Origin of the sequence: Microcoleus sp. T3_B1 (assembly GCF_036700445.1) — a bacterium.
Taxonomy (GTDB): domain Bacteria; phylum Cyanobacteriota; class Cyanobacteriia; order Cyanobacteriales; family Microcoleaceae; genus Microcoleus.
The window spans coordinates 39259-61344 of sequence record NZ_JAUBOX010000043.1 but is presented as its reverse complement, the minus strand read 5'-3'; the positions used below and the strand labels follow the sequence as shown (position 1 = coordinate 61344).

The 22086-nt window shown below is 45.5% G+C and carries 22 protein-coding genes; 10 read left to right on the top strand and 12 right to left on the bottom strand.

The annotated features are described in order from the left end of the window. Positions 1-354: 354 nt before the first annotated feature. Both QT990_RS35850 and QT990_RS21760 read left to right on the top strand, forming a co-directional pair. The gene (locus tag QT990_RS35850) at positions 355-603 is read left to right on the top strand and encodes a pentapeptide repeat-containing protein (RefSeq protein WP_445305445.1); all 249 of its coding nucleotides are present in this window, start codon (positions 355-357) and stop codon (positions 601-603) included. A 47-nt stretch (positions 604-650) separates the two neighbouring features. Continuing rightward, positions 651-1361, top strand: a complete 711-nt coding sequence (locus QT990_RS21760; RefSeq protein WP_333465737.1) for a DUF547 domain-containing protein — start codon at positions 651-653, stop codon at positions 1359-1361. A 55-nt stretch (positions 1362-1416) separates the two neighbouring features. On the opposite strand, the gene QT990_RS21755 is transcribed toward QT990_RS21760, so the two are convergent. Then, on the bottom strand, positions 1417-1734 hold the full coding sequence (locus QT990_RS21755; protein WP_333338467.1) for a hypothetical protein: 318 nt from the start codon (positions 1732-1734) through the stop codon (positions 1417-1419). A 96-nt stretch (positions 1735-1830) separates the two neighbouring features. Here QT990_RS21755 and QT990_RS21750 point away from each other — a divergent pair, with 96 nt between their 5' ends. Together QT990_RS21750 and QT990_RS21745 are read left to right on the top strand one after the other, a co-directional pair. After that, entirely contained in the window at positions 1831-2172 is a 342-nt protein-coding gene (locus QT990_RS21750) for a hypothetical protein (protein ID WP_333465736.1), read from the top strand. A gap of 83 nt (positions 2173-2255) precedes the next feature. Further along, positions 2256-2534 carry a hypothetical protein gene (locus QT990_RS21745; RefSeq protein ID WP_333465735.1) on the top strand — a complete coding sequence of 93 codons (279 nt, stop codon included), beginning with the start codon at positions 2256-2258 and terminating at the stop codon, positions 2532-2534. Positions 2535-2863: 329 nt separating this feature from the next. Here the strand turns inward: QT990_RS21745 and QT990_RS21740 are convergent, their stop codons facing one another. Genes QT990_RS21740 through tnpA form a run of 3 tightly spaced genes read right to left on the bottom strand, consistent with a single transcriptional unit; the run spans position 2864 to position 5122 of the window. After that, positions 2864-3475: a Uma2 family endonuclease gene (locus QT990_RS21740; RefSeq protein WP_333465738.1), complete on the bottom strand. Its 612-nt coding sequence runs from the start codon at positions 3473-3475 to the stop codon at positions 2864-2866. Next, complete coding sequence (locus QT990_RS21735; RefSeq protein ID WP_333465734.1) at positions 3397-4731, bottom strand: transposase; 1335 nt, start codon at positions 4729-4731, stop codon at positions 3397-3399. The genes QT990_RS21740 and QT990_RS21735 overlap by 79 nt, the downstream gene beginning before the upstream one ends. Beyond that, the gene (tnpA, locus tag QT990_RS21730; RefSeq protein ID WP_333103011.1) at positions 4724-5122 is read right to left on the bottom strand and encodes an IS200/IS605 family transposase; all 399 of its coding nucleotides are present in this window, start codon (positions 5120-5122) and stop codon (positions 4724-4726) included. Before tnpA ends, QT990_RS21735 begins: the two co-directional genes overlap by 8 nt. A 701-nt stretch (positions 5123-5823) precedes the next feature. Here tnpA and QT990_RS21725 point away from each other — a divergent pair. The 3 genes from QT990_RS21725 to QT990_RS21715 all read left to right on the top strand — a co-directional run bounded on the left by QT990_RS21725 (position 5824) and on the right by QT990_RS21715 (position 10023). After that, the gene (locus QT990_RS21725) at positions 5824-7224 is read left to right on the top strand and encodes a DUF2157 domain-containing protein (protein ID WP_333465733.1); all 1401 of its coding nucleotides are present in this window, start codon (positions 5824-5826) and stop codon (positions 7222-7224) included. 98 nt (positions 7225-7322) lie between these two features. Beyond that, on the top strand, positions 7323-8024 hold the full coding sequence (locus QT990_RS21720) for a GDYXXLXY domain-containing protein (RefSeq protein ID WP_333465732.1): 702 nt from the start codon (positions 7323-7325) through the stop codon (positions 8022-8024). Positions 8025-8898: 874 nt separating this feature from the next. Next, positions 8899-10023 carry a hypothetical protein gene (locus QT990_RS21715; RefSeq protein WP_333465731.1) on the top strand — a complete coding sequence of 375 codons (1125 nt, stop codon included), beginning with the start codon at positions 8899-8901 and terminating at the stop codon, positions 10021-10023. 67 nt (positions 10024-10090) lie between these two features. On the opposite strand, the gene QT990_RS21710 is transcribed toward QT990_RS21715, so the two are convergent. From QT990_RS21710 to QT990_RS21700, 3 genes are read right to left on the bottom strand one after another with little or no spacing between them, the layout of a single operon-like run. Continuing rightward, positions 10091-10297: a hypothetical protein gene (locus QT990_RS21710; RefSeq protein ID WP_333142530.1), complete on the bottom strand. Its 207-nt coding sequence runs from the start codon at positions 10295-10297 to the stop codon at positions 10091-10093. Between the two features lie 29 nt (positions 10298-10326). After that, complete coding sequence (locus QT990_RS21705) at positions 10327-10485, bottom strand: class I SAM-dependent methyltransferase (RefSeq protein WP_333305477.1); 159 nt, start codon at positions 10483-10485, stop codon at positions 10327-10329. Further along, positions 10433-10789 carry a hypothetical protein gene (locus tag QT990_RS21700; RefSeq protein ID WP_333142529.1) on the bottom strand — a complete coding sequence of 119 codons (357 nt, stop codon included), beginning with the start codon at positions 10787-10789 and terminating at the stop codon, positions 10433-10435. Before QT990_RS21700 ends, QT990_RS21705 begins: the two co-directional genes overlap by 53 nt. Before the next feature lie 593 nt (positions 10790-11382). Between QT990_RS21700 and hemH the strand changes: the two genes are divergently transcribed. Further along, positions 11383-12546: a ferrochelatase gene (gene hemH, locus QT990_RS21695; protein WP_333142528.1), complete on the top strand. Its 1164-nt coding sequence runs from the start codon at positions 11383-11385 to the stop codon at positions 12544-12546. A gap of 338 nt (positions 12547-12884) precedes the next feature. On the opposite strand, the gene QT990_RS21690 is transcribed toward hemH, so the two are convergent. Continuing rightward, positions 12885-13496: a DUF4126 domain-containing protein gene (locus tag QT990_RS21690; RefSeq protein ID WP_333142527.1), complete on the bottom strand. Its 612-nt coding sequence runs from the start codon at positions 13494-13496 to the stop codon at positions 12885-12887. A 324-nt stretch (positions 13497-13820) separates the two neighbouring features. Between QT990_RS21690 and QT990_RS21685 the strand changes: the two genes are divergently transcribed. Continuing rightward, positions 13821-15107: a Glu/Leu/Phe/Val dehydrogenase gene (locus QT990_RS21685; RefSeq protein ID WP_333142526.1), complete on the top strand. Its 1287-nt coding sequence runs from the start codon at positions 13821-13823 to the stop codon at positions 15105-15107. 16 nt (positions 15108-15123) lie between these two features. Next, complete coding sequence (locus QT990_RS21680; RefSeq protein WP_333142525.1) at positions 15124-15285, top strand: hypothetical protein; 162 nt, start codon at positions 15124-15126, stop codon at positions 15283-15285. Between the two features lie 22 nt (positions 15286-15307). Here the strand turns inward: QT990_RS21680 and QT990_RS21675 are convergent, their stop codons facing one another. The 4 genes from QT990_RS21675 to QT990_RS21660 form a co-directional block, all read right to left on the bottom strand. Further along, complete coding sequence (locus tag QT990_RS21675) at positions 15308-16411, bottom strand: formylglycine-generating enzyme family protein (protein ID WP_333408801.1); 1104 nt, start codon at positions 16409-16411, stop codon at positions 15308-15310. A gap of 224 nt (positions 16412-16635) precedes the next feature. Then, positions 16636-16836, bottom strand: coding sequence for a helix-turn-helix transcriptional regulator (locus QT990_RS21670; protein WP_333142523.1), 201 nt, complete (start codon positions 16834-16836; stop codon positions 16636-16638). A gap of 350 nt (positions 16837-17186) precedes the next feature. After that, entirely contained in the window at positions 17187-21584 is a 4398-nt protein-coding gene (nrdJ, locus tag QT990_RS21665; RefSeq protein ID WP_333465730.1) for a ribonucleoside-triphosphate reductase, adenosylcobalamin-dependent, read from the bottom strand. 205 nt (positions 21585-21789) lie between these two features. Beyond that, on the bottom strand, positions 21790-22077 hold the full coding sequence (locus tag QT990_RS21660) for a hypothetical protein (RefSeq protein WP_006630975.1): 288 nt from the start codon (positions 22075-22077) through the stop codon (positions 21790-21792). Positions 22078-22086 lie beyond the last annotated feature (9 nt).

Genomic DNA, 22086 nt, shown 5'->3' with positions numbered 1-22086 from the left:
TCGACCTACCTTAATATACCATTTCTTTTGTTTTAATATCTAGGAAGTACATCAAAGTTAAAGGTACTCGCAATGTCTAATTGTCGCTTTGGGTACGTACACCCGACGAGCCTTTCATCCCAAGGAGTAATTCCCAACGAGGTACTTCGCGCAGCGCTCAGATTAATCCCCTCTAAATATACCGAGGGACTTCCCGGCTGGTAGTTAAAATTGTAGAATGTAAAGAGCAGGAAATCTGTAACTTTGGGAGCAGTTTCATGGGGAATGATTTTCGGGTTGGCTACACCAGTGATTGCACCTAACCCGCAGCAAATCAATTAGTTGCGGTAAACTAACCAGTGTCCGGGCGGCGATTTGATCTGCCTTCGCCTGCGGTACGCGAGTTTAGCAAATGCGAATTTGCAAGGGGCAGATTTGAGAGGATCAAATTTTAGGGAAGCTAATTTATCCGGGGCAAATTTGAGCGGGGCTTCTTGGCGGCAAGCTAATTTACAAGGCGCTAATTTTACTCAAGCTAATTTAATCCAGAGCCCGTTTGAGGGGGCTAATCTAAAAAATGCTACCGTTGCAGGTGTTATTTGGGTTGAGGGTAGTATTAAATAGAAGCAGAAGTTAAAGCCATGTCCGCCTTATATTATGGATAGTAATAAATGATCGGTACGATCGACTTTACGATTTGGGACGAGTTGCTGCAACGCTACGTTGACGATTTCGGCCGCGTCAATTATCGGGGCTGGAAAGCTGAGGGGGCGGATGTTTTGAGGGGGTGGCTGGAAAGTTTGGCCGATGTGGATTTGGCGGATGGTACTGATGCGGATGCGCGGCTGGCGTTGTGGCTGAATGCGTATAATGCGATCGCAATTTCTCAAGTTCTGGAAGTATATCCGATCGCGTCGATCCGTCCCAAAATTTTGGGAATTCCCAACTGGCTGAGTTTTTTGGATTTTTTCACTCGTTCAAATTCGATTATTGGCGGCAAAAAGTACAGTCTCAATCAAATCGAACACGGAATTTTGCGGCCGGAATTTGCGGAACCGCGCATCCATTTTGCATTAGTTTGCGCTTCTGTCGGGTGCCCGCTGCTGCGCCGGGGGGCTTATTTCCCGGAGTCGGTACGGACTCAACTAGAAGCGGATGCGAGCCGTTTTATTCACAATCCTGATAAGGTGCGATATGATGCCGAGAAAAAGACGCTTTATTTGAGCAAGATTTTTAAGTGGTACGGCGAGGATTTTGTAAAGGCGGCGGGTTCGGTGGCTGAGTATGTGGGCGGTTATTTGGGGACGGAGGCGGCTGTGGGTGATGGATGGGCGATCGTTTTTTTGCCTTACGACTGGAATTTGAATCGGGTTGAAGGTTGAGATTTGCGCCTGTGGGTAGGTGTTTTTTTGAGGGAGTAATTTTTTTAGTCTGTCGTTACCCCTTCAAATTGCCAGATTCAACAGGGCGATCGGATGACTCCGAGGCAACGGGGCGATCGACTCGCTGGCACTCGCACTCGCACGGCTGGCACTGACAAGCTGGCAAAATGCACCATCTAGCGCGGTCTAACAGGTTTTGGGGTGATTGGTTGGGTTGCACTGGCACGGCTGGCAGAATTGCACCACAGGCACGGCTGCACAGTCGCAACAGTCGCACGGTTGAAGCGGTGGCGGTGGCACGGTCGGAGCGGTTGGAGCGGTGGCAAGGTCTAGCGGCAAGGTGGCAAGGTGGCACGGTTGGAGCGGTTGCCACGGTTGGAGCGCGACACTGGGTGACGCTGGGCGATTGGAGCGGTTAAAACCCACTTTTGTATTAGAATAAAAAATTGAGACATTTTAGAGGTGATAAATGGCAGGACATCCATTCCCTAACCAATATTTACAAATAACAAAAGCTCAATTAAAGCTTATGAGTAGAGACTCATTTGGAACTAATGAAGTGAGTAGTGTAGCTTTAGCTTTAGAACACTGTGCTGATGCGCTTAAGGATTGGGATTTAACACAAGTCAAAGATGATGATGCTTTACATCGGATTGACACTATTAAGCGTGTTATGGATACAACTAACGTGAAAGATGACACTGGCAAAGGTTTATTTTATCATCGTGCGCGTGTTATGACCTTAGAAGAAAGGGATGATTTTTCCAATGCTGTTTTTTTACTTTTAATATGGTTAGATAAGGTCTTTTAAAGATTGTGAATTAACCTTAATATTCTCAAACGTATGCTTTAATATTGGTACACACTTATTTATCTAACTCGTTTTTTCAAACTATGTTTACTATCAAACAACTAGAAAAAAAGACTTTACATGAACTTAAAGCTATTGCACGTAAGTACAATATAGTCCCGTCGGGTAATCGGAATTTACGCCAGACTTGGATTAATGAGTTGTTTTATAGTGCTAACTGTCCTGCTTGTAAAAGTATCAATTCTCTGAGTGCTTTGTGGTCAAAAGAGTTTGTTCATGGTGTCACATATTTTGGGTGTACTAACTGCGATGTTACAGAACACGAACTTTTGGAAATTTTCTCTGATGTAGAAGTAGACTAAGTTTACCAACGTATAGGATTTAAGACGTACTTGTAGTGATTCAAGCACATGGTTCGGATATGTCAGTTCTTTATTTAGCTGCAAGGGTTACAGGGCTTAGGCGGGGAAATAGGATTTTCCCCGCCTAGATTTATTTAGCAAAGTAAGGTTGATGATATTCTCACGTCACTATCTAAAAATGGTGTGACTGTTAGCGAAACTTACAGGTTGCAATCAACCTAAATCCCTATCAGGGATTGAAACATGGCCTCAATCAGGTTGAGGGTGGAGATTTTCACTAATCGGTAGGTGGTTAGAGGAATGCTAACCAATTAGCTATCGATCCGCCCTTAAACCTCTCCACTCAAAATCTGTTGAACCGTCAAACTTAGCTGTGGAAACATCGGAGATACCATCGCCTCTCCATCCCGAAACACCCCAACCTCAACATATTGCCCATCCTCAAGCCGCAAAACCGTCACAACTTGTTCAATTGGATCGATAACCCAATACTCTGCGATGCCCCGCGCTGCGTACTGAGCTCGTTTGCGTTGGCGAAGCCCTCGAAGAGGATCGTAATCCCGATCCCTGCCCACTCTACCCCGACTGACTACCTCCACAACAAACCGAGGAGGCAGCATATCGAAAGTGATAGTTAGCCTGATTGCTGTCAGCGGAATATGTTCAGGTTCCAGAATTATCAAATCGGGGTAGCGGTTGGCCGCATCTCCCGATCGCAAAACGGCAACTTGAACCTCGCAATTATGCGTTTTAATCAGCCTAAGTGGCACTAGCCCGCTGCTAGCCAGATAGAAAAATAGATAGTTAGCAATGAAATTATTAGGTTCAGATTCTGGTGGCAAAGCTATTAACTCCCCATCAATTAACTCATAGCGTTGACCCGTATCATGTGAGTAATTAAGGTACTCTTGATACTCCCCATGCCGTGCATGCGAGGGGATTCTTGAAGAACCCAGAGTCGGATTTTCAAAGGCGCTATCAATTCGCCGCTACTGATTCTGCTAAGATCTAATCCTAGCTTTATCGCTACTTTTCTGATAATGTTTGCTGCGCCGTTGCAATCAGCATTTATTTTCGTACCATCGGCTGAACGATACAGTCCACGAGTTATTCTTTTTCCTGATTCTTTCCACCCTTCAGTTTTTTCACCGAACGCAGGCAGCGAATCATTATCGAGAAAGCTGGCTTTTGAGGTATATGCTTCTTCAGTTTCTAGGAACTTAATTTTGTACTGATGACACAACTGAAGTATTCTCTCTTTGAGCCGACCCGTAGGAATTTGCACAAATTTTTGATTAGTCTTTTGACCCATATGGGCATTTTGTTTTTGCTCTTTATTCCATCCAAATACTACCGTTTCTATCCCATTCTTAAGGCAGTGATCGATTACAATCCTTGCTGCTTTGTTGACTGCATCTCTAACTTGTCGATTCCTTTTTTCGGTAATCCGGGCTAACTGGTTTGACCAGAACCCCTGTGGTCGGTTCTCTTTCAGCACAGAGATTCGCTTGTTGTACCACTGATTCAAAGACTTTAGATGTCGTCCATCAATAATAAAAGAAGTTCCTACATTGGATACGCCTGTTAACCAATTATTAATTCCATGATCTAACCCCAGGACACTTCCGGGAAGCACAGCACTACCAAGCTGCTCCTCTGTTCGATATACAAACTCGGCGTAAAAACAGCGATTTCTGGGAAGAATCCGAATTTCAACCAGTTTCTTGTAGTCCAAGTTTGACGGCATCGGCAAGAAAAATTCTGCGATTCCAAACCAAAGCTTGACTTTACTACCTAGTGGGAACCGTAACAACCCGTTTTTGAGTTTGACATCCGCGATCGGGAATGTCACTAATTTCAGAGAATCTTTTCTGTATTTTGGTAGCTTTGGGTGCTGCGTAACAGTCCCAGATTTGATTCCCAATAGCCGCCCAATGTATGAACTGAAGGATTCAGCGACACTGGTTAAAGTTTGCTGTGCGACATGGGAATACAGAGCCTTAAAATGCAAATTCGATTTAAACATTTTATGGAAATCATATTTCCCAGTGATTTTGCCAGTTTTGAAATACAACTGACGACCGTAGTACAAGGCGCAGTTTGCTAGCTTGTTTGATTCACCACAGACAAACTCTAAAATTGCTTTCAGACTGAAATCAGCATTAATTAAGTTTTGCTGGCATCCGTAATTAGACATTTTTTTGATTTTCGATATACTGCTTGACCACTGATAGTGGCGCACCGCCAACTGTTGCAACAAAGTAACTATTCGTCCACAGAGTTGGCAGTCTGCTTTTTAACCAAGGAAATTCCTGTCTCAACAGTCGAGATGAACGTCCTTTCAAATATCGGATCAACTTGGCAATCCCGAATTGTGGGTCTACTCCTACTAAAACATGAACATGATCTGGCATTACTTCCATTTCTATTAGTTCGGCGTTGAATTCAGTGCAAACTTCTTGTAAAATCGCTTTCAGGCGAACATCTACACCGTTAATCAACACAGACCTACGATACTTTGAACACCACACAATATGATAATTGCAGCAGTAGGTTACATTGCTGTTGGATTTTAGTTTTGTTTTCATATTTACAGTATATACCAACCAACCTGTATACTGTGTGTCTAAATATAAAGAATTGTTCAAGGCGGTTGAAACCGCTACCGACTTTTCCCCGTGTCTAAAGCCAGGGGCCCGGCGGGCTCGTTTTCCGGTCAAAAGTTAATTTTTTAGATTGAGCTTGTACCATAATATTACATTCCTTGATTTATTCGTTCCTTTCTGCTGGGAGTTTGTTTATCTAGAAACGGTTTCAACAGCCGAAGGATCTCAATCAAATCTGCTGTGCAAGTTCAGCAGGTGTCCCAGCCTCCATCGACAATCGACTCACAAGTGACATATTAAAAACTATCACAGTTCAAATCCAATAAGGTTCAGTTAAAACTGTTTATTCCGGGCCAGATCCCCCTAAATCCCCCTTAAGAAGGGGGACTTTGAGTAAGTTCTTGTCCCTTCCTTCGTAAGCAGGGCTGTTTCATTCTCACCAAAAACGAGGTTTTTGTAGGGGTAGTGCTACCCCTACTCCCCGTGCCTACCCCCGCCACCAACCATCGAATGGGGGTTTCAGGCCAAAAGGGCCGGCACGGGGGCACGGCCCCTACCAAGAATGAAACCGCCCTGCCCTTCGTAGGGGCGGTGCGACCCCTACTCCCCGTGCCCGCCCTAGGCGCCGGGGGGATCGGGCTTAACCCAAGCGTATTGAGTTCAAATCCTCTGGAATATTAAAAATGATTTCAGATAAATTTCGGCGCGAGTTGCGAGATCAAGCCAAACTCTGGCAAGCAGAAGGACTCATCGACACTTCATTCTACCAACAACTTTCGGAACGCTACCAATTCAACACACTCGAAACCGCCTCCCGCAACCGTTTCCTCAGCATTCTGATGAGTCTCGGCGGCATTCTCCTCGGTATAGGAGTCCTCACCTTTGTAGCCGCAAACTGGCAAGTTTGGTCACGCGAAGTGAGAGTTGCACTGCTGCTAAGTCTTTTCGTAGCAGTCAATGCAGCAGGTTTCTATCTGTGGCGAATTCCCCCATCCCGAAGCCAAAACTCCCCTCCCAATATGCCCGCAACAAAAGGGCGAAACAAACTCCTAGGTGAAGGATTGTTGCTGTTAGGAGCTCTGATTTTAGGAGCAAATATGGCATTGATGGCGCAAATGTTCCACATTGGCGGTTCTTCCTACGGACTTTTCCTTGCTTGGGGAATCGGCGTGCTCGGAATGGCTTACAGTTTGCGGTTGACTTCCTTGGGCGTTTTGTCCGCACTTTTAATCGGTTGGGGCTATTGGTTTGCTGTGTTAGATTGGTCTTCCAAAGTCGAGTTTTCTTGGCTGGAAGTTTTGGTGCGGCAAATGCCGATCGCAGCCAGTATAATGTTTGTGCCGCTGGCTTATTGGTGTCGATCGCGTGCTATTTTTGCCATAGGTGCGATCGCGATAATTTTTTCCCTACAAGTTTCTATCGTCCAAGGGTTACATCAAACCTGGGCTGCTGCAATTTTTTGTGCCCTACCGCCCGCTTTGCTGTGGGGATACGACGATGCAATCTGGCCGAAGGTACGCAACAAGCTGTTTCAACCTACCGCCCGCAGTTTAGCACTGCTGTTTCTCGCCAGTTTGTTTTATTTTCTTTCTTTCCACTGGTTTTGGCAAGATTTGCCGAATCCTGCGCCAACTGAACCCGATTGGGTTTTGCTGGCAAATGTGGTTGTTTTGGGCGGTTTTACGGTGTTTGAGTGGCTGCGTTTGGGACGTTTGGAACTCCGGCGGCCGAAACAAAAAGCAGTGGATTTGACTACAAGTGCGATCGGCATTTTAATTCTCGCCAGCGCCTTAATACCGCTTATTCACTTCAATTTTACTCCCCTTCCTCAATTAGCAACTTTTCTGTTCAATGTTTTATCATTTTTGCTCGCTGTCGGCTTAATCCGAGAAGGTTTAGCATTAGGAAACCGCCAGAGTTTTTGGGGAGGCATGGTATTAATCACCCTGCAAATTATCAGCCGAGTATTTGAATATAACACAGGATTGTTGCTCAAATCTTTTGTCTTTGTTTTGTGCGGAATTGGCGTAATTGCTGCGGGTTTGTGGTTCGAGCGCCACTTCGCAAAAATCCCCGATGAATAGAAATTATTCATCTCTCTCTTCTCTAACTCAGCGCCCTCTGCGTTCTCTGTGGTTTAATCATTCCCAAACAACCGTAAACAATATAACCCATAAATAACATGAACACAAACAACATGGACTTATTAGTTAAAAATCCAGCAGATACAACAAATCAGTTTCAGCTTCCCCCGGAAGCAAAACGCCTTCCCGCGTGGCGAATGTGGGTTCCTTTACTCTTGCAAATCGGACTAATTGCCGCCGTACCCGCCACCGCAGTTTACACTTTTATTACTGGCAAAACAGTTGTCCTGCAAACAGCACCAGTAGACCCTTACGACTTTTTGCGCGGATATTACCAAGTTTTGAGCTATGATATTTCCGAGCGCACAAATCTCCAAAAACTCCCCGGCTGGAAAGATTTGCCTGGGGAAAAAATATATTGCCCGCCCGGAGTTGCTTGTCCACAAAATACGCACAGTGTCAAGGCAAAAACCAGTTTTTATGTAATCTTAGAAGCGCCAAAAACCGCGACTAATCCCGGCCGCCCCCAAGCTTGGAAACCCGTCCGCGTCAGTCTGGAAAATCCCGTTAATTTGCCCGCCAACCAAATCGCAATTAAGGGCAAATATAACGGTTGGCAGATGGAATACGGCTTAGAAACTTATTATATGCCAGAGGATGAAAGGGAAAAAGTCAATCAGGAGATTAGCGAAGCTCAAAGGAACCAGCGACAATCTTTTTTGGTAGAAGTAAAGGTTGACAAAACAGGCCATGCTGTGCCTGTGAGTTTGTGGGTGCGCGATCGCAATTATCGATTTTAGCCAATAAGGCCAAAAGGTCGATCGGCCTTTTGCCCTGGTTTTGAGTATTTTAGCTTAGGGAGGGGGCGGAGGTTGGGCGATACCCTACCGCAACGGGCCAGCAGGCGCGATCGGGATAGCTTCCCTCGCGCAGACCTTTCAATTGCCGACAACCCAGGAGAATCTATTAAGATATTTGACACTCCCCAGCCTAAAGGCGTGGGGATTCTTAATTCATCGACTAACCTTTAAGCGCCATGTCCTCGCGGCAATTCTTAAACTTTTCAACCGTAGGAAATACTACCCATTGACGAGCTTAACTCAAAACACTCCAGAGGGTCTGTCTCCAAAAGCGTACTAGGATACTGAGCCTAGAGTTCGGATATGCCCTACCCTACCTAACAAATGAAAAAGTTCTTTGTTTTCTGGTAACGAGGATGTATTAATCCCCTAGCTGTTTTAAGAGTTTTCGCCGCTCTGTGTCCCCAGTTTGTGCCTAAAAGTGTGTCTTAACTGTTTCACGAGGGCAAAGGAGTTTAACCTTGACTTTTGCAGTATACTACAAAAAAACCAGCAATTCCCTGATTTTTTAGAACAATAGTCCGGACAGTTTTTATAGGGCCCAATGGCTTATGCTCTAAGACTTTGAGCCACTATGGATAATTAAATCAATGTCAGATCCACGCCGGACTTACATTTAATTCGACTTTTTTATGATCCTTGCCCCGCGTAAGCTTGTAGTATCGTTCCAAAAACTGTCCGGAGTATTGTTAGAATAGATTTAAGAAATTAAAGCCGTTCTAGAAGAACGGGGTTTTAAACCCAACTTTCCGATAAGACTTGTGCAAATCTTGCCAGTTCAAGGGCGCAAGTCATGACTCTACTGGAGCTTCTCATGTTAGCCGAGCTAATCTCAGCCAGACGAATACTCAAGACCAAACTCCTCGACTTCTTAGGACTTCCCGAAAATTGCCAAGACCAAACCGATCATCTCGTCAACCGAATTGTATCCCTCCTGGAAGCAAATCCAGCCGAACAAGAAAGATTTTGGGAGACATTCAAAAGTGAATTAGCCGTCGATCCCGTGGAATTAGAAGCAATACTCAAGTGTTCGCCAGCAGAACGCCAGCAGTGGATTGAACAAGACAAACTCCCTATTTTAGAATACCGCTCTTTCCGCAAATCAGGAATCCATTTAGAATATCCCGTTCACGACAGAAGATTCATCTTAAGTCTAACGCCAACCGATATTAATAATTGGCGCAAAGAACCCAAAGGGCTGATTAAAAATAATCACCAAATACCCACCCCAATCAATACAGAAAAGCCTGAAGAAAACGAACAATCACGACTAGCGTTTAGTTCCGAGTGGGAAAAAATCATTGCCGACTGGAAAGAACAAGGTTCGGCGGAAATTTCAGCAACCTTCCAGCTAGCTTACTGGACAGTTTGGGCATCGCGCTGGGCAAAAGAAAATCAGCTCAACAGCTTTAAAGCAATTAATAAATATAAGGAAGTCTACGAAACTCACCAACAGGAATGGTATCAGCGAAAAAATCAAGCAGTCAAGTTACTGATTGAGATGCCCTACGCCATGCTTTACTTCTACCGTCCGGCGGATTCTGACAAATTATATCTCGAACTGTGCGACGACCACCAGGAAATGATGAAAGATGGCTACTTTTGGGATAAGTGGGATTTTTTCTATCAGAACCGCAAACTTGTAAATAAGTGCCGCGAATGCGTGTACTCCGAAACCAAAGATTATTACTCGCTTTACTATCTCGAAATCAAGAGCGACAAGTTTCCCGATTTTAGTTTTTCTTTCCACACGCCGTACCCAATCGGCAGAAAATTTTTGCCGCATCCAGAAACGCTGCCTTATGTAGACCACGTAGAACAGGACGGCATTTTTCGCTTTGGTCGCCCGCTGCTGGAACAAGAGAAAGCTATTCACACCGAAAAGGATGTATTGCTCAAGTTTGAGGCAGCTTTGGCAGAAGCGAAAAAGTTTGTTTAGTCAGTAGTCATTAGTCAGTAGTCATTAGTCATTAGTTGACAAGTATAGTAAGATGCGCGCGCCGACCTCAGAAACCGGGTTTCTCCCGATATTTATCGTCACTCAACCCAAAATTCGTAGAAACCCGGTTTCTTCCCCGCGCACTAATGACAACTGTCAACTGACAACTGTCAACTGACTTTTGAACTTGGATTACTTGAATGCTGCCGTCAGCATAAAGTTTTGGTTGTGGAGTTCCTTCGGAATTGTACGATCGCCATTCTACCTCTGCCAACAAACTCCCCAGTCAGTTTCGAGCGACTTTCAAGCAGTTTCAGTCTCCAATAACAACAAAAATACAGCCAACCCTGGCCAAAATACCGGATTTGTGGGTCGATGAAAATCTACCAAAATGAATAGACCACCGGGCTTAAGCACGCGGTATACTTCCTGAAAGATTTGTCGCAATTGCGCCCGTTGCATTTCGTGCATCGCAACGCTGCTGTGTACTCCTGTCAAACTGACAGTCGGCAAAAGCTTTTAAATAATAATTGGCTGATGGTACATTTTTCCTTGGCCGTTGCAGAGATAATCGCGAAGCGTGAAGTCCTGTGACATCCGGGAAATATTGCACCAGAAATTGCTTAGTTTGACCGCTACCGCAGCAACCGTCTAAAACTTTAGTTTCGGCGCTGACGGTTAAATTTTCCCAGGCTAGTTGACCCAAACGAGTATTGCCGCCTACGCTCACTCGCAGCCAGACGCGCGATCGCAATCCTAGATACACTGATACCGATAACTTAAATCTCTAAAAATTGTTGCCATAGTCAAAATTATGTATACCTTGCTATCGACTTAAGATATTATCAAAAAACTGGGTTTAAAACCCCGTCCTTATAGGACGGCTTTCTATTGGATAAACGTGAAATGTTTGACAAAACAATCCTCAGTCAGGTTAGAATTAAGTGGCCAAGGTGAAACTCCTTTGCCATCGTGAAACAGTTAAGACACACTTTCAGGCATAAATTTAGGGGCAAAGAGCAGCGAAAACTCGCTATACAGCTAGGGATTTAAAAATAACATCCCAATATCCAGAGAACGAAACACTTTGTTGACGGTTCAAGTAAGGCGGGGCACGCCTGAACTCTAGGTTCGTATCCTAGTACGCTTGGGGAGATAGACCCTCTGGGATTCACTAAGTTAAGCTCGTCAATTGGTGGTAGACCACGGTTGAAAGGTTTAAGCATTGCCGTAAGGATAGTGAATAGTAAGGTCAGTCATTGATCCAAGAATCCTCGCGCCTGATAGTCGAGGAGTGTCAATAAGTTATATCATAAAGATAAGTAACAGAACTGAGACGATGGGAGAGCTGTAACCGCTATGGGTCGTGTGGGAGTATTGCTATTAAACTTGGGCGGGCCAGATCAAATCGAGGATGTCCGTCCTTTCCTGTTCAACTTGTTTGCTGACCCGGAAATCATTCGCATCCCGTTTCCGTGGATGCAAAAACCGCTCGCCTGGTTGATTTCGACCCTGCGCTTTCAAAAATCCCAGGAAAACTACCGCCAAATCGGTGGCGGCTCTCCTTTGCGGCGAATTACCGAGGAACAAGCCCTAGCCCTGCAAGAACTCTTGCAAGAAAAGGGACAAGATGCTCGAGTATACGTGGGGATGCGCTACTGGCATCCTTTTACCGAAGAAGCGATAGCCAAAATTAAGCGCGATCGCATTGAACATTTGACAATCTTGCCGCTGTATCCTCAATTTTCCATCAGCACCAGCGGTTCTAGCTTCCGGCAGCTAGAAGAAATGTGGGGCAAAGATCCTGCCCTCAAGGATATACAATATACCGCGATTCCTTCTTGGTATCAGCGGCCTGGTTACATTCAGGCAATGTCGGAATTGATAGCCCAACAACTAGACCACAATCCGAATCCCGATCGAGTTCACATCTTTTTCAGCGCCCACGGCGTCCCCCTCAGCTACGTAGAAGAGGCTGGAGACCCCTATCAGCGCGAGATTGAAGATTGCACTCGTCTGATTATGGAACATTTAGATCGATCGAACGAACACACTCTAGCTTATCAAAGTCGGGTTGGCCCGGTGGAATGGCTCAAGCCTTACACCGAAGACGCCATTACCGAATTGGCAGAAAATGGAGTCCAAGATTTGTTGGTAGTTCCGATTAGTTTTGTTTCCGAACACATCGAGACTCTACAAGAAATTGACATGGAGTATCGAGAATTAGCAGAAGAATCGGGGATTGAAAATTTCTACCGAGTGCCCGCCCTGAATACTCATCCGGTGTTTATTGAAGCCTTGGCTGATTTAGTCATCGAGTCGATCGAATCTCCCAGCGTTAAATTCTCCGATGTTATACGCCCTTCCAAGAAAGTGAAAATGTACCCTCAAGAGCAGTGGGAGTGGGGTTTGACCACGGGGGCGGAAGTCTGGAACGGTCGTGTGGCGATGATTGGTTTTGTGGCACTATTGCTGGAGTTAATTACGGGTCAGGGCCCGCTACACTCGATCGGATTGCTTTAAACTCAAATGTTGCACCATTCTCAATAAGCTTTTTATGAACAGGCAAGATGCCTGTTCCACAAAGAGTGAATTTTATTGTGGAACAGGCATCTTGCCTGTTAAGCGAGAATGGTACAAGATATCAGTTTAAATTGACAGTTGACAGTTGACAGTTGACAGTTGACTGTTCACTGTTGTTAAAAATGACTAATGATATAAAATCCGTTGGTATCGGAATTATTCATCTCTCTCTTCTCTTCCTCAGCGCCCTCTGCGGTCTCTGCGGTTAAATCATTCCGAAACAACCGTAAACGATATGACTAATCACCAATAACTAATCACCAATAACTAATCACTAACTAATCAGGATCGCGCTTGCGGCGGCGGGGATTTCCCCTATCGCCCGGTATTCCCTGACTTTTGTACCAGCGATACCACTCTTTAGAACTGCGAATTGCCAGCCACAGCAGGATCATAGCCACTAATCCTCCCTGCCGCGGGGCGTCAAAGGCAAACAAAACCAAGGAAATGCACAGAACATCTTGGAGGAAAATCACCCAAATCGGCAAACCCCGCAGCCGGTAAAACCATCCTGCTTGTACCAGTTGCAGCACTAAAGCCAACAAACCTCCGACAATACCAATTATCCACAGCATCCAAGGGTGAGCAATAATTTCGTCGATCGAACTTACCTGAGCGATCGAAATTCCCATAATTGCTCCTACAATGGGACTGAAAATAATTTGCACAATTTGCAGTACCCGCTGTCCTACAAAGGTTTTAGAAGCAAATAACTCTAACAGCGACCAACTCACCAAGATGGTGATAGCCACCTGGGGGGGAACCCCCGACAATAGAGGTATTTCCGACCAAAGTTTGTCAATCCGCAACAAACCAATTAACAGCAGGGGCAGGGCAATTCTCATACCCCCTGCCGCAGACGCAGAGAGTGCGGCTAGGAGTCCAACCATAATAATAATTCAGTTTCTAACGTCAGCTAAAGCCTCGATCTATTTCAGAATTTAATTCCCCTGATGGCTGCCAGTGATTTGAGCGATCGAACTCAAATTGCGGCTTGAGCTTAAATATCACCCTCTATTGTAAGTGTATCTGCTTAATCGCTGCTTGGCACTGCTCGAAAAGTCGATCGACACAAGGTAGTTGACTGTTGCCAGAAGAAAGGAGGCAGCATTCAACCAGGATTGTGATTAAATTAGCTTAAGCACCAGAAGCCTTCTTCTCTCTGACAACAGTCAACTAACAACAGTCAACAGTCAACAGTCAACTAACTTATTATGTCTGAATCATTATTTGCCGATGCCAGCCGCCGATTAGAACGAGCCTTAAAATATGTGTCCCTTTCCGAGGATACGATCGAACGGCTGAAACACCCCAAATCCAGTTTAATTGTATCGATACCCGTGCGGATGGACGACGGTTCCCTGCGAATTTTCCAAGGTTATCGGGTGCGCTACGACAATACCAGAGGCCCGTCTAAAGGAGGAGTGCGCTATCATCCGGGAGTCTCCCTTGATGAAGTGCAATCCTTAGCATTTTGGATGACTTTTAAATGTGCAGTTTTGAACTTGCCCTTTGGAGGAGCCAAGGGCGGAATTACTCTCAATCCCAAGGAATTGTCCAAACTGGAATTGGAACGGTTGAGCCGGGGCTATGTCGATGCGATCGCAGATTTCATCGGCCCCGATGTCGATATTCCCGCGCCGGATGTCTACACCAATCCCATGATTATGGGTTGGATGATGGATCAGTACAATATTATTAAGCGGCAGCTTTCTCCAGCGGTTGTGACTGGTAAACCAGTGACAATTGGTGGGAGTTTGGGCAGAGATACCGCAACAGCAATGGGTGCTTTTTTTGTAGTACAAACTCTTCTACCCAAATTTGAGCTAAATCCTCAAGATACAACTGTAGCGGTACAAGGTTTTGGTAATGCCGGTGCCGAAATAGCTGAACTGCTCTGGAAAGCAGGTTACAAAGTTGTTGCTGTCAGCGATTCCCAAGGGGGAATTTATGCTAAACAAGGGCTGGATATCCCCAGTATTCGAGGTTTTAAAGACTCTAACAAAGGTATCAAAGCTCTTTACTGCGAAGGTTCTGTTTGCAATATTATCGAACACGAAATCTTGACAAATGAACAGCTTTTAGCATTAGATGTAGACGTGCTGGTTCCAGCAGCTTTGGAGAATCAAATCACAGAAGCCAATGTTAATGATGTTAAGGCTAAGTTTATTTTTGAAGTAGCTAACGGGCCGATTGATTCTGCTGCTGATTTGATTTTAGAAGCGAGGGGAATTCAGGTAATCCCTGATATTTTAGTCAATGCCGGAGGCGTAACGGTTAGTTATTTTGAGTGGGTGCAAAACCGCAGCGGGCTTTATTGGACGCTGGATGAAGTCAACCAGCGGTTGAAGCATAAAATGGTCGAAGAAACTGAGGCAATTTGGAGAAAATCTCAGGAATTGTCAGTTTCCATGAGAACTGCTGCTTACGTGTACGGGTTAAATCGACTCGGAGAAGCGATGAATGCGAAGGGAACGCGCGATTATTATGTGAACGGTTGAGAAAAGTGCGGTAAGATTGTGCGATCGTACAATCTTACCGCACTTATTCGATAAGAGTGCAGTCTACCAACCAACTTGGCAAAACTTGGCTTTGAATTGGGGAATTTTAGGATTGCACGCAGCAGTTTATTTAAGCGTAACTTTGCTGCTGCAAAAGAGAAAAGATATTATTAAATAAGTAGGTCATCTAGCTACGGAGATTACGCGAAAACCAGAGCCACGCGAAAACCTATGAGCTGGAAGCGATGGCCCACACAAACCCTGACACGATAGGCACTGCGGCAAGTAAGCGCAGTATCGAACCAGGAACCGCCACGCAGGACTCGAACATCCCTTCTGCCAGTTTCCCAGGAACTTCCGTCAGTTGGTGCACCGTTCCAGTCTTCGTGCCACGTATCGCTGCACCACTCCAAAACATTGCCGTGCATATCGCACAGTCCAAAAGCATTGGGGGGAAAACTCCCGACATCGGTTGTTTGTTCACGGGAAAGTCCTGTGGGGGCGTTTGCGTAGCGCCCGTATCCCTTATAGTTGACTAATTCCGGGGTAATGGTTTCCCCAAAATGAAATGGGGTTGTTGTACCCGCACGACAGGCGTATTCCCATTCTGCTTCACTCAATAGGCGATATTTTTTCCCGGTTTGTAGCGAGAGTTTGCCACAGAATTCTACGGCATCATCCCACGATACATTTTCTACAGGACGTTTTTCACCTTGGAAACGGGATGGGTGGTTTCCCATCACTGCTTGCCACTGTGCTTGGGTGATGGGGTATTTGCCTGCATAAAAAGTGGGTACTGTGACTTGATGCTGGTGACTTTGCTGATAATTTACTCCCTCTTCGTCGTTGGGGCAACCCATCATAAATGTGCCGCCGGAAATGTAAACCATTTCTAGTACAATTGAGTTACCTAAGTCTTCAGGAAAAAAGTGAGCAAATGACTTAGTGCGGCTATTTTCTCTCCCATACGAATCTACTGTGATGACATCAAATTCAAATGTGGGGAGATAGTCTTGGAACTGCGGTTTTATCTTTAAGTCATCCCTATCTTTCAGCAGTGCATAGGCAGCTAATTTTAGCTGCATTGAGTTATCCCGCAATGCTTGAATTCTTATCAAATCTAACCCAGCTTCTCCATATTTCAGCGCTTCAGAGAGTGCGGCGATTCTAACTTCGACAGCGGGCGAAGCTAAGCGGCTTTTAACGCCTGGGATGCCTCCGAGTACCGCAGCATTGACAGGAATTGAACTTTGACCGCCGAGGACGGCATCGTATTCTCTAGGTTCCTTTTGATGGTTTGACATTGAACCTTAGCCTCTGCCTTTGAATTCAGCACAACTTTACTCTACGATAACCAAATGCGGCTTAAATATCCCCCTCATTTCTTAGTCCGCGCAGGTGGACTTCGTTTGACAAGACGCGGTTTCAACCGCCGAATAATCAACGGATATAGATACCGTAGGGTGCGTCGCTGTCTATAATCTGCGGTTCGCCTTGAAAATCTCGTAGCGACGCACCATACAAATATTTAATTTACCAAATCGTCTAAGGACAGCTTCAGGAGGTCGCACAATGCTTTCGTCTGTTCGAGATAGAGTTTTGGAATATGTCTGCCCGCTTCCCAATTTTTCACAGTGGTTACAGTCACGCCCAATTCATCAGCAACTTGCTGCTGTGTCAAAGACAGCGATTGGCGTCGCTGTTTGAGTTTTTCCCCCACACTACTCATTCACTGCACCGATTTCAGAATTCCTATGGTTAAGGAGACAAATTAATTATGCCTGATACGGAACGACTTGATCGTTGGGTGGGGGCGGGTTTACGAGATTATTGATTTTAGGCAATTATGGTTGGTGAACCCGCCCCTACGATTTTTGTTAACTTGAAATTATACTAAATCCGGGTAACATACCCCCTTTATTGTATGGTAGGGTGCGTCGCTCGATAATACTTGCCATTCGCGAGAATTGTCGGTGGCGACGCACCCTACGCCTGAGAGATGATAAAAGGGTTTTCACGCCCCGGATTGGGTATTAAACATAAAAAAATCCCCCAAACGGGGGATTTCTTTCAACGCTATTACATAGTCTTAGTCTCCGGCATCAAACACTTATCGGAATCGCAGCCCGCCGGCCCCGAATCCATCATTTCACCTAAGTCATAGCGACTTAGTGCCGCATGAAAAACATCTATTTGGCGACGCGCTAAAGTCTCTTCCACCATCTTGGTGTAAGTTTCCTTGCTTATCGGTTCAAAGGGTAGACGCGGGAAAGTTTCAAGAGCATCAAACCGAGCTAAAAGCGCTGCGGAAATGTAGCCTTCATCATCGCGAATCGCTTCATAAATCCGAGTGCCCAAACTTTCCACTTCATTTTCGCGCAGTTCAATCGTGGCCGAAGTGTTATGTCTGACATAGAACTTTTGCACTTGCATATAAAAGTCCATTTGTGCCGCCGCTGAGAATTTGTTAATGTCAATTTCATCAGCACCGGGTAAATCAGCCCAACTTACCGCAACAGGTATTTCTACCAGCCATTCTGTGCAGCGTTCATCGAAGGGATTGTTCAGCAAATTGCCGTTTTCATCTTTGTCAGATTGAGACGGAATCACGTTGTATCCGTAGTCGATGCAGGCGAGGGCTACGGGGTCGTTTTTGCCGAAAGTGATTCGGCGAATGAAACGCTGGGCTTTCGGCGGATGCCAGCCGGGGGAAGCACCTGTCAGCAGAGATTTAGTACCCGATGGTTGAACGGTTGTGCAGCGATTTGGGCGTTTTAAGGAATGGCGATCGCAATAATCCCATACTACCCGATCGACAATCTCGCGCCAACCACTCAAATACTCTTCTTCCCGCTGTTTAAAAGCAATTCCTTGGGGAGTTTGCGGGCGGCCTTCCACCCACCAGCGCAGCCACTCAACGCCAAAAGCATGAACGAAGAAATCGAACAATCCCGTGAAAGATACGCCGACAATCGGGTCTAGTTCGCGGCTGTATTGATAGCGGGGTTCAAGAAATTTGTGATTGAGAAGTACCGCGACAGATAGAGCCGCCGCCTTGAAAGCTTCCTCCTGTTCTTTGAAATTGTAAGGGTCAAGTTGATTGAGGTGGATCTCAGAAAGATTACAGTTTCCAGCTAGGGTATTGCCGAAAACTCCCTTATGAAACTCTGGTTCGTTGAAGCAGTAAGTATCGTGCAATCCTGGTAATTCTTCGACACTTCTGACCACTTGCCATTTACCTTTGTGTTTAGCATTCGTCCCTTTGCTCACATCTAACCGCTGACAAGGAATTTCACCACAGTCAGTAATTTGCAAGTAATACAAATCCCGACTTCGGACACCGTAATTAGTAATTGACCCTTGATGAGCGCAAAGATTTAGCGACGAACGAATACCACATTTGGTCAAAAGTAACTGAACTCTGAAAGCGCGATCGCGGTCAGAAATATAAATTCTGATACCATTACTGTGGGTATTCGAGCCGTCAGTATCGGCTAATCCAGCAATAAAATGTAAAATTGCTTGCCGATTCCAGCTCGCAATTACATTTAGTGCTTCTGGGTTAACTTTCAAACTTTTCAGCAACTCTCCAGAAAAGCTCAAGTTAGTTACATCGGTAAAAGCAGGTAAATAGTCATAGCTTCTTTCAGGAGACTTATTTCCTGCTACTGATAATGCCATTTTGTGTTCGTAAAGTCGAACTTTCGCATTGTCATTTTTGTCTGTAGTCCCATCTCCTACAGCCACCCCCAAAGTGTAAGCATAACTTGAATCGATATTCAAGCCATCTTCATACTGAATTGTAAAAGGTTCAGTATGAATGCTATACCGACTTGTATCCATCAAGTCTTTGGTTTGAACTTCTCTGTAAACTTTACCAAAGCGATCCTTGACAAAAAAGCGATGATATTCTGTGGCATCCAGATAAGTACCATCACCAAACTTTACACGATAAAGTTTGCGTCGCCCGCCACAATTATCACTCGCTGTCTTAAATGGTGTGACGCAGCTCCATCTTTTACCATTCCAAATTTCGATTTCAGTTCCAACAACGTCCTTTATTTTATGCAGTCCGTCTCTAGTAATTAGCAGAGTGTCGCCACTGACACAATGAAAATTAGAGCCGATGATTTCACCACAGTTGTGCGCCACAATACCATTCGCATCGAACTGAGATGGACCGGGTACCGTGCAATCGTAAACGGATTCTATCCCACTGAGAGAAAGTGACTGAACTGTTACAACAAAACGTTCGCGGTTTAACTTACGCTTGTAGTCGTTTAATAAATTGCCCAGTTTTTTCTGTTTTTCAGGCTGACGGAAACCAACGAGATCGAGGAAGTAAATCAGATTGTCGTTAGCGATGACTAATTCGTGCTGCGCTTTGCAGAAGTAAGGAGCCATATCACGATTGGTATCGGGCATCAAACGATAACCTGCTGTCCGACGATTTTGATAAACCGTCGAAACAATTCCCAAGCGCAGCAGCATTCGCTGAACAGCTTGGAGTAATTCGAGATTACTTTGGGCTAAACGTATACTAATGCCTTTATTCTGCGTTCCTTGCACACTGCCATCAGCATCAAACAACCCTTGTAAGAATCCACGATAAAGCTCGTAGCTTGCTTGTTCAACTTCGTGCGTAACTACTTTTTTACCGCGATGAATGTTGAACTGTGCCGCTAGTTTGGCAAGCCCACTGGAAGCGACTTGATGCAAATTGTGTTGGCGATGATAGTGGCCTCCTAAATTCGCACCGCAAATTACATTTTTCTGGAGGGTTACGACTGCATACTCAGCCATCTCTATTTGAGAGTCACCCCAAAATCGTAATATGGCCTGGTCGTTCCATTGGGTTTCTGCTAAAGACCCGTCACCGACGAGACTGCCGAGTAGCCACCCTTCTTCAAAGGTTCCCGCACCATGCCAAGGCTGAATTCCTCGGTGATTGTGTAAGCAAATACTGTCGCCCGGTTTCAAATCCTCAGCCGCTACCCATTCGGTGTATTGACGCTTTTGGGTTTGAGCGCTGACCCGTAAAATTTGATGGTTTCCAGTCAGACGTAGCGAGACACCTTCTTTGGTGGATAGGGTGAAAACAGTGCGATCGCCCGTATAGAAAAAGCCATCAGCCGTTGTGCTAAAGAGTTCGCCGTTGACGTAAGTCCCATGTTGCTTCCCGATTAAGTCTTTAACCAGGCGTGGACCAAATTCCGTATGAACCCAAGTATCAGCAGTCACGCACGGGTTTAAGCCCACACGGACTAACCGATGCTCTAACTCGCCAGCAGTCATATTAGGATAGCGTTCCTGCAACCACTCTTTAGCTTTTCCTTCGTCATAAGCTTTCAAAAACTCAAGTTTAAGACTCGGTGTTGAAAGTAAATCAACGTTAGATCGAGCTACAGCTTCCCCGGCCCATTGAATCGCACCTTCGCCGCTATAATACTGTTTGCGGACAGCATCAATACATTCTTCTAGTGTAGGTTTGGTATGGAAAACTCGCGTATGGTTTGCCATCCGAAGGGCATCGCGTTCTGGATCTATTCTCCAGTTGCCGCTTTCATCTTGTTGCCACAAATTATTTTTAGCATTTGCCCCCAGTTCGTCATCAAAAGAAAACTGACGCATTCCGGCCGATCTTCTAATATTTCCAGCGACGATCGTGACCGCAGCTTCATCAATCAACACGCAGCATTCAACTGAATTTAACTGCCGCCCTAAAGCTTTATTCAAAATTGCCGCGCAGCGCTGATAAAGGTCGGGCAATTTCACCGGATTTGCTACTCCGCCAAAACCTTTTAAAGGTTCTCCCACGGGGCGAACATCGCTCAAATCGATAAAAACTTGAACTTCTCCTGCAAATCTTTCATCTGTGGATAATTCCAGCAAAGTTTGATAGGAGTTTACCCAACCTTGGCGAGAATCTCCGACATAAATAGTTGCGGTTTTTTCTGCTATTTTTACTTCTGTTTCTTGACGGCGCGACTGGGCGGGTGTAGAGCCGATTTCGCCTTGCATGGTTAGGGTTAAACGGTTGCGAATCGGCGGCAGTTGGTTGATATATTGTGGTTCCAAGACTGCGCCGGTGCCGCAGCCCATCATTGCCAAGTCCATTAACAAGCCAAAGGAACGCCAGTCGAGAATATTTGTTGAGGAGCAATTATATGCGCCGGAAAAATTCTCTGGTTGCTCGATCCATTTGCTGCCACCTACCCACAGCCAGCGGCCTGAAGCGAGGGTTTTGAGCTGGTTTTGCATCTGGTGCAGCAGTTGTGTTTCTTCGGGGGTGAGGTTTCCCAGCTTTTGCAGCCCCTTGACTGTTCGATCGCACACCTCCTCCCAAGTCTCCCGCCCTGTCTCGGTACGGCGGCTGTAAGTCCTAAAAAATACTGGATTGGCTGCGGGTGCTGTTTCGGGGAAATCGGACAGGTTGCGTTTGTCGCTGGCACTCGATCGCTCTAATTCTCGAACCATAGGTTGTGTACTGACGTGTCGGAATATATCAAACTACGAATATACAACAGGATTCAGATTTAGGGTAAAAGGTTAATATATTTGACAATTTGCACTAGATATGGGGCACAGAACTGTACAAGCTCGATCGACCGATCGCCCCAAAACTTGACAAAAAAACCCGATTTCTTCCAGCAACCGGGTGAAGCGCAAATCTTGTCAATTGTCAATCCTTTGTCAATAAAAACTCAATATTGGGTAACAGCGGGTCTTGAACAACCCCCACGCCGTTAAAGCCCCAACGTTCGAGTAGCTTTTTTACCTGAGAACCGGAAATCGATTCTACTCCGAATCGATCGGCAACATCAGCAGCGTGGGCATTGAGATAACTCAAAGCGTCATAGTCTTCGCGAAACATCAGCAGGTAACTCACTGCCGCATCTGGATTGGGATTCGCGGACAGATATTTGCCGTCACTGCGGGAACGTAGCAAGTAAAAAACTTGAGATAACATCTTATCTTG

Bases quoted from the DNA above. Each gene is read 5' to 3' on its own strand.
- nrdJ (WP_333465730.1), bottom strand. From the start codon at position 21,584: ATGGTTCGAGAATTAGAGCGATCGAGTGCCAGCGACAAACGCAACCTG.
- QT990_RS21660 (WP_006630975.1), bottom strand. From the start codon at position 22,077: ATGTTATCTCAAGTTTTTTACTTGCTACGTTCCCGCAGTGACGGCAAA.
- QT990_RS21735 (WP_333465734.1), bottom strand. From the start codon at position 4,731: ATGTCTAATTACGGATGCCAGCAAAACTTAATTAATGCTGATTTCAGT.
- QT990_RS21725 (WP_333465733.1), top strand. From the start codon at position 5,824: ATGATTTCAGATAAATTTCGGCGCGAGTTGCGAGATCAAGCCAAACTC.
- QT990_RS21760 (WP_333465737.1), top strand. From the start codon at position 651: ATGATCGGTACGATCGACTTTACGATTTGGGACGAGTTGCTGCAACGC.
- QT990_RS21690 (WP_333142527.1), bottom strand. From the start codon at position 13,496: ATGGTTGGACTCCTAGCCGCACTCTCTGCGTCTGCGGCAGGGGGTATG.
- QT990_RS21715 (WP_333465731.1), top strand. From the start codon at position 8,899: ATGTTAGCCGAGCTAATCTCAGCCAGACGAATACTCAAGACCAAACTC.
- QT990_RS21750 (WP_333465736.1), top strand. From the start codon at position 1,831: ATGGCAGGACATCCATTCCCTAACCAATATTTACAAATAACAAAAGCT.
- QT990_RS21670 (WP_333142523.1), bottom strand. From the start codon at position 16,836: ATGAGTAGTGTGGGGGAAAAACTCAAACAGCGACGCCAATCGCTGTCT.
- hemH (WP_333142528.1), top strand. From the start codon at position 11,383: ATGGGTCGTGTGGGAGTATTGCTATTAAACTTGGGCGGGCCAGATCAA.
- QT990_RS21675 (WP_333408801.1), bottom strand. From the start codon at position 16,411: ATGTCAAACCATCAAAAGGAACCTAGAGAATACGATGCCGTCCTCGGC.
- QT990_RS21745 (WP_333465735.1), top strand. From the start codon at position 2,256: ATGTTTACTATCAAACAACTAGAAAAAAAGACTTTACATGAACTTAAA.
- QT990_RS21685 (WP_333142526.1), top strand. From the start codon at position 13,821: ATGTCTGAATCATTATTTGCCGATGCCAGCCGCCGATTAGAACGAGCC.
- tnpA (WP_333103011.1), bottom strand. From the start codon at position 5,122: ATGAAAACAAAACTAAAATCCAACAGCAATGTAACCTACTGCTGCAAT.
- QT990_RS21705 (WP_333305477.1), bottom strand. From the start codon at position 10,485: ATGCAACGGGCGCAATTGCGACAAATCTTTCAGGAAGTATACCGCGTG.
- QT990_RS21720 (WP_333465732.1), top strand. From the start codon at position 7,323: ATGAACACAAACAACATGGACTTATTAGTTAAAAATCCAGCAGATACA.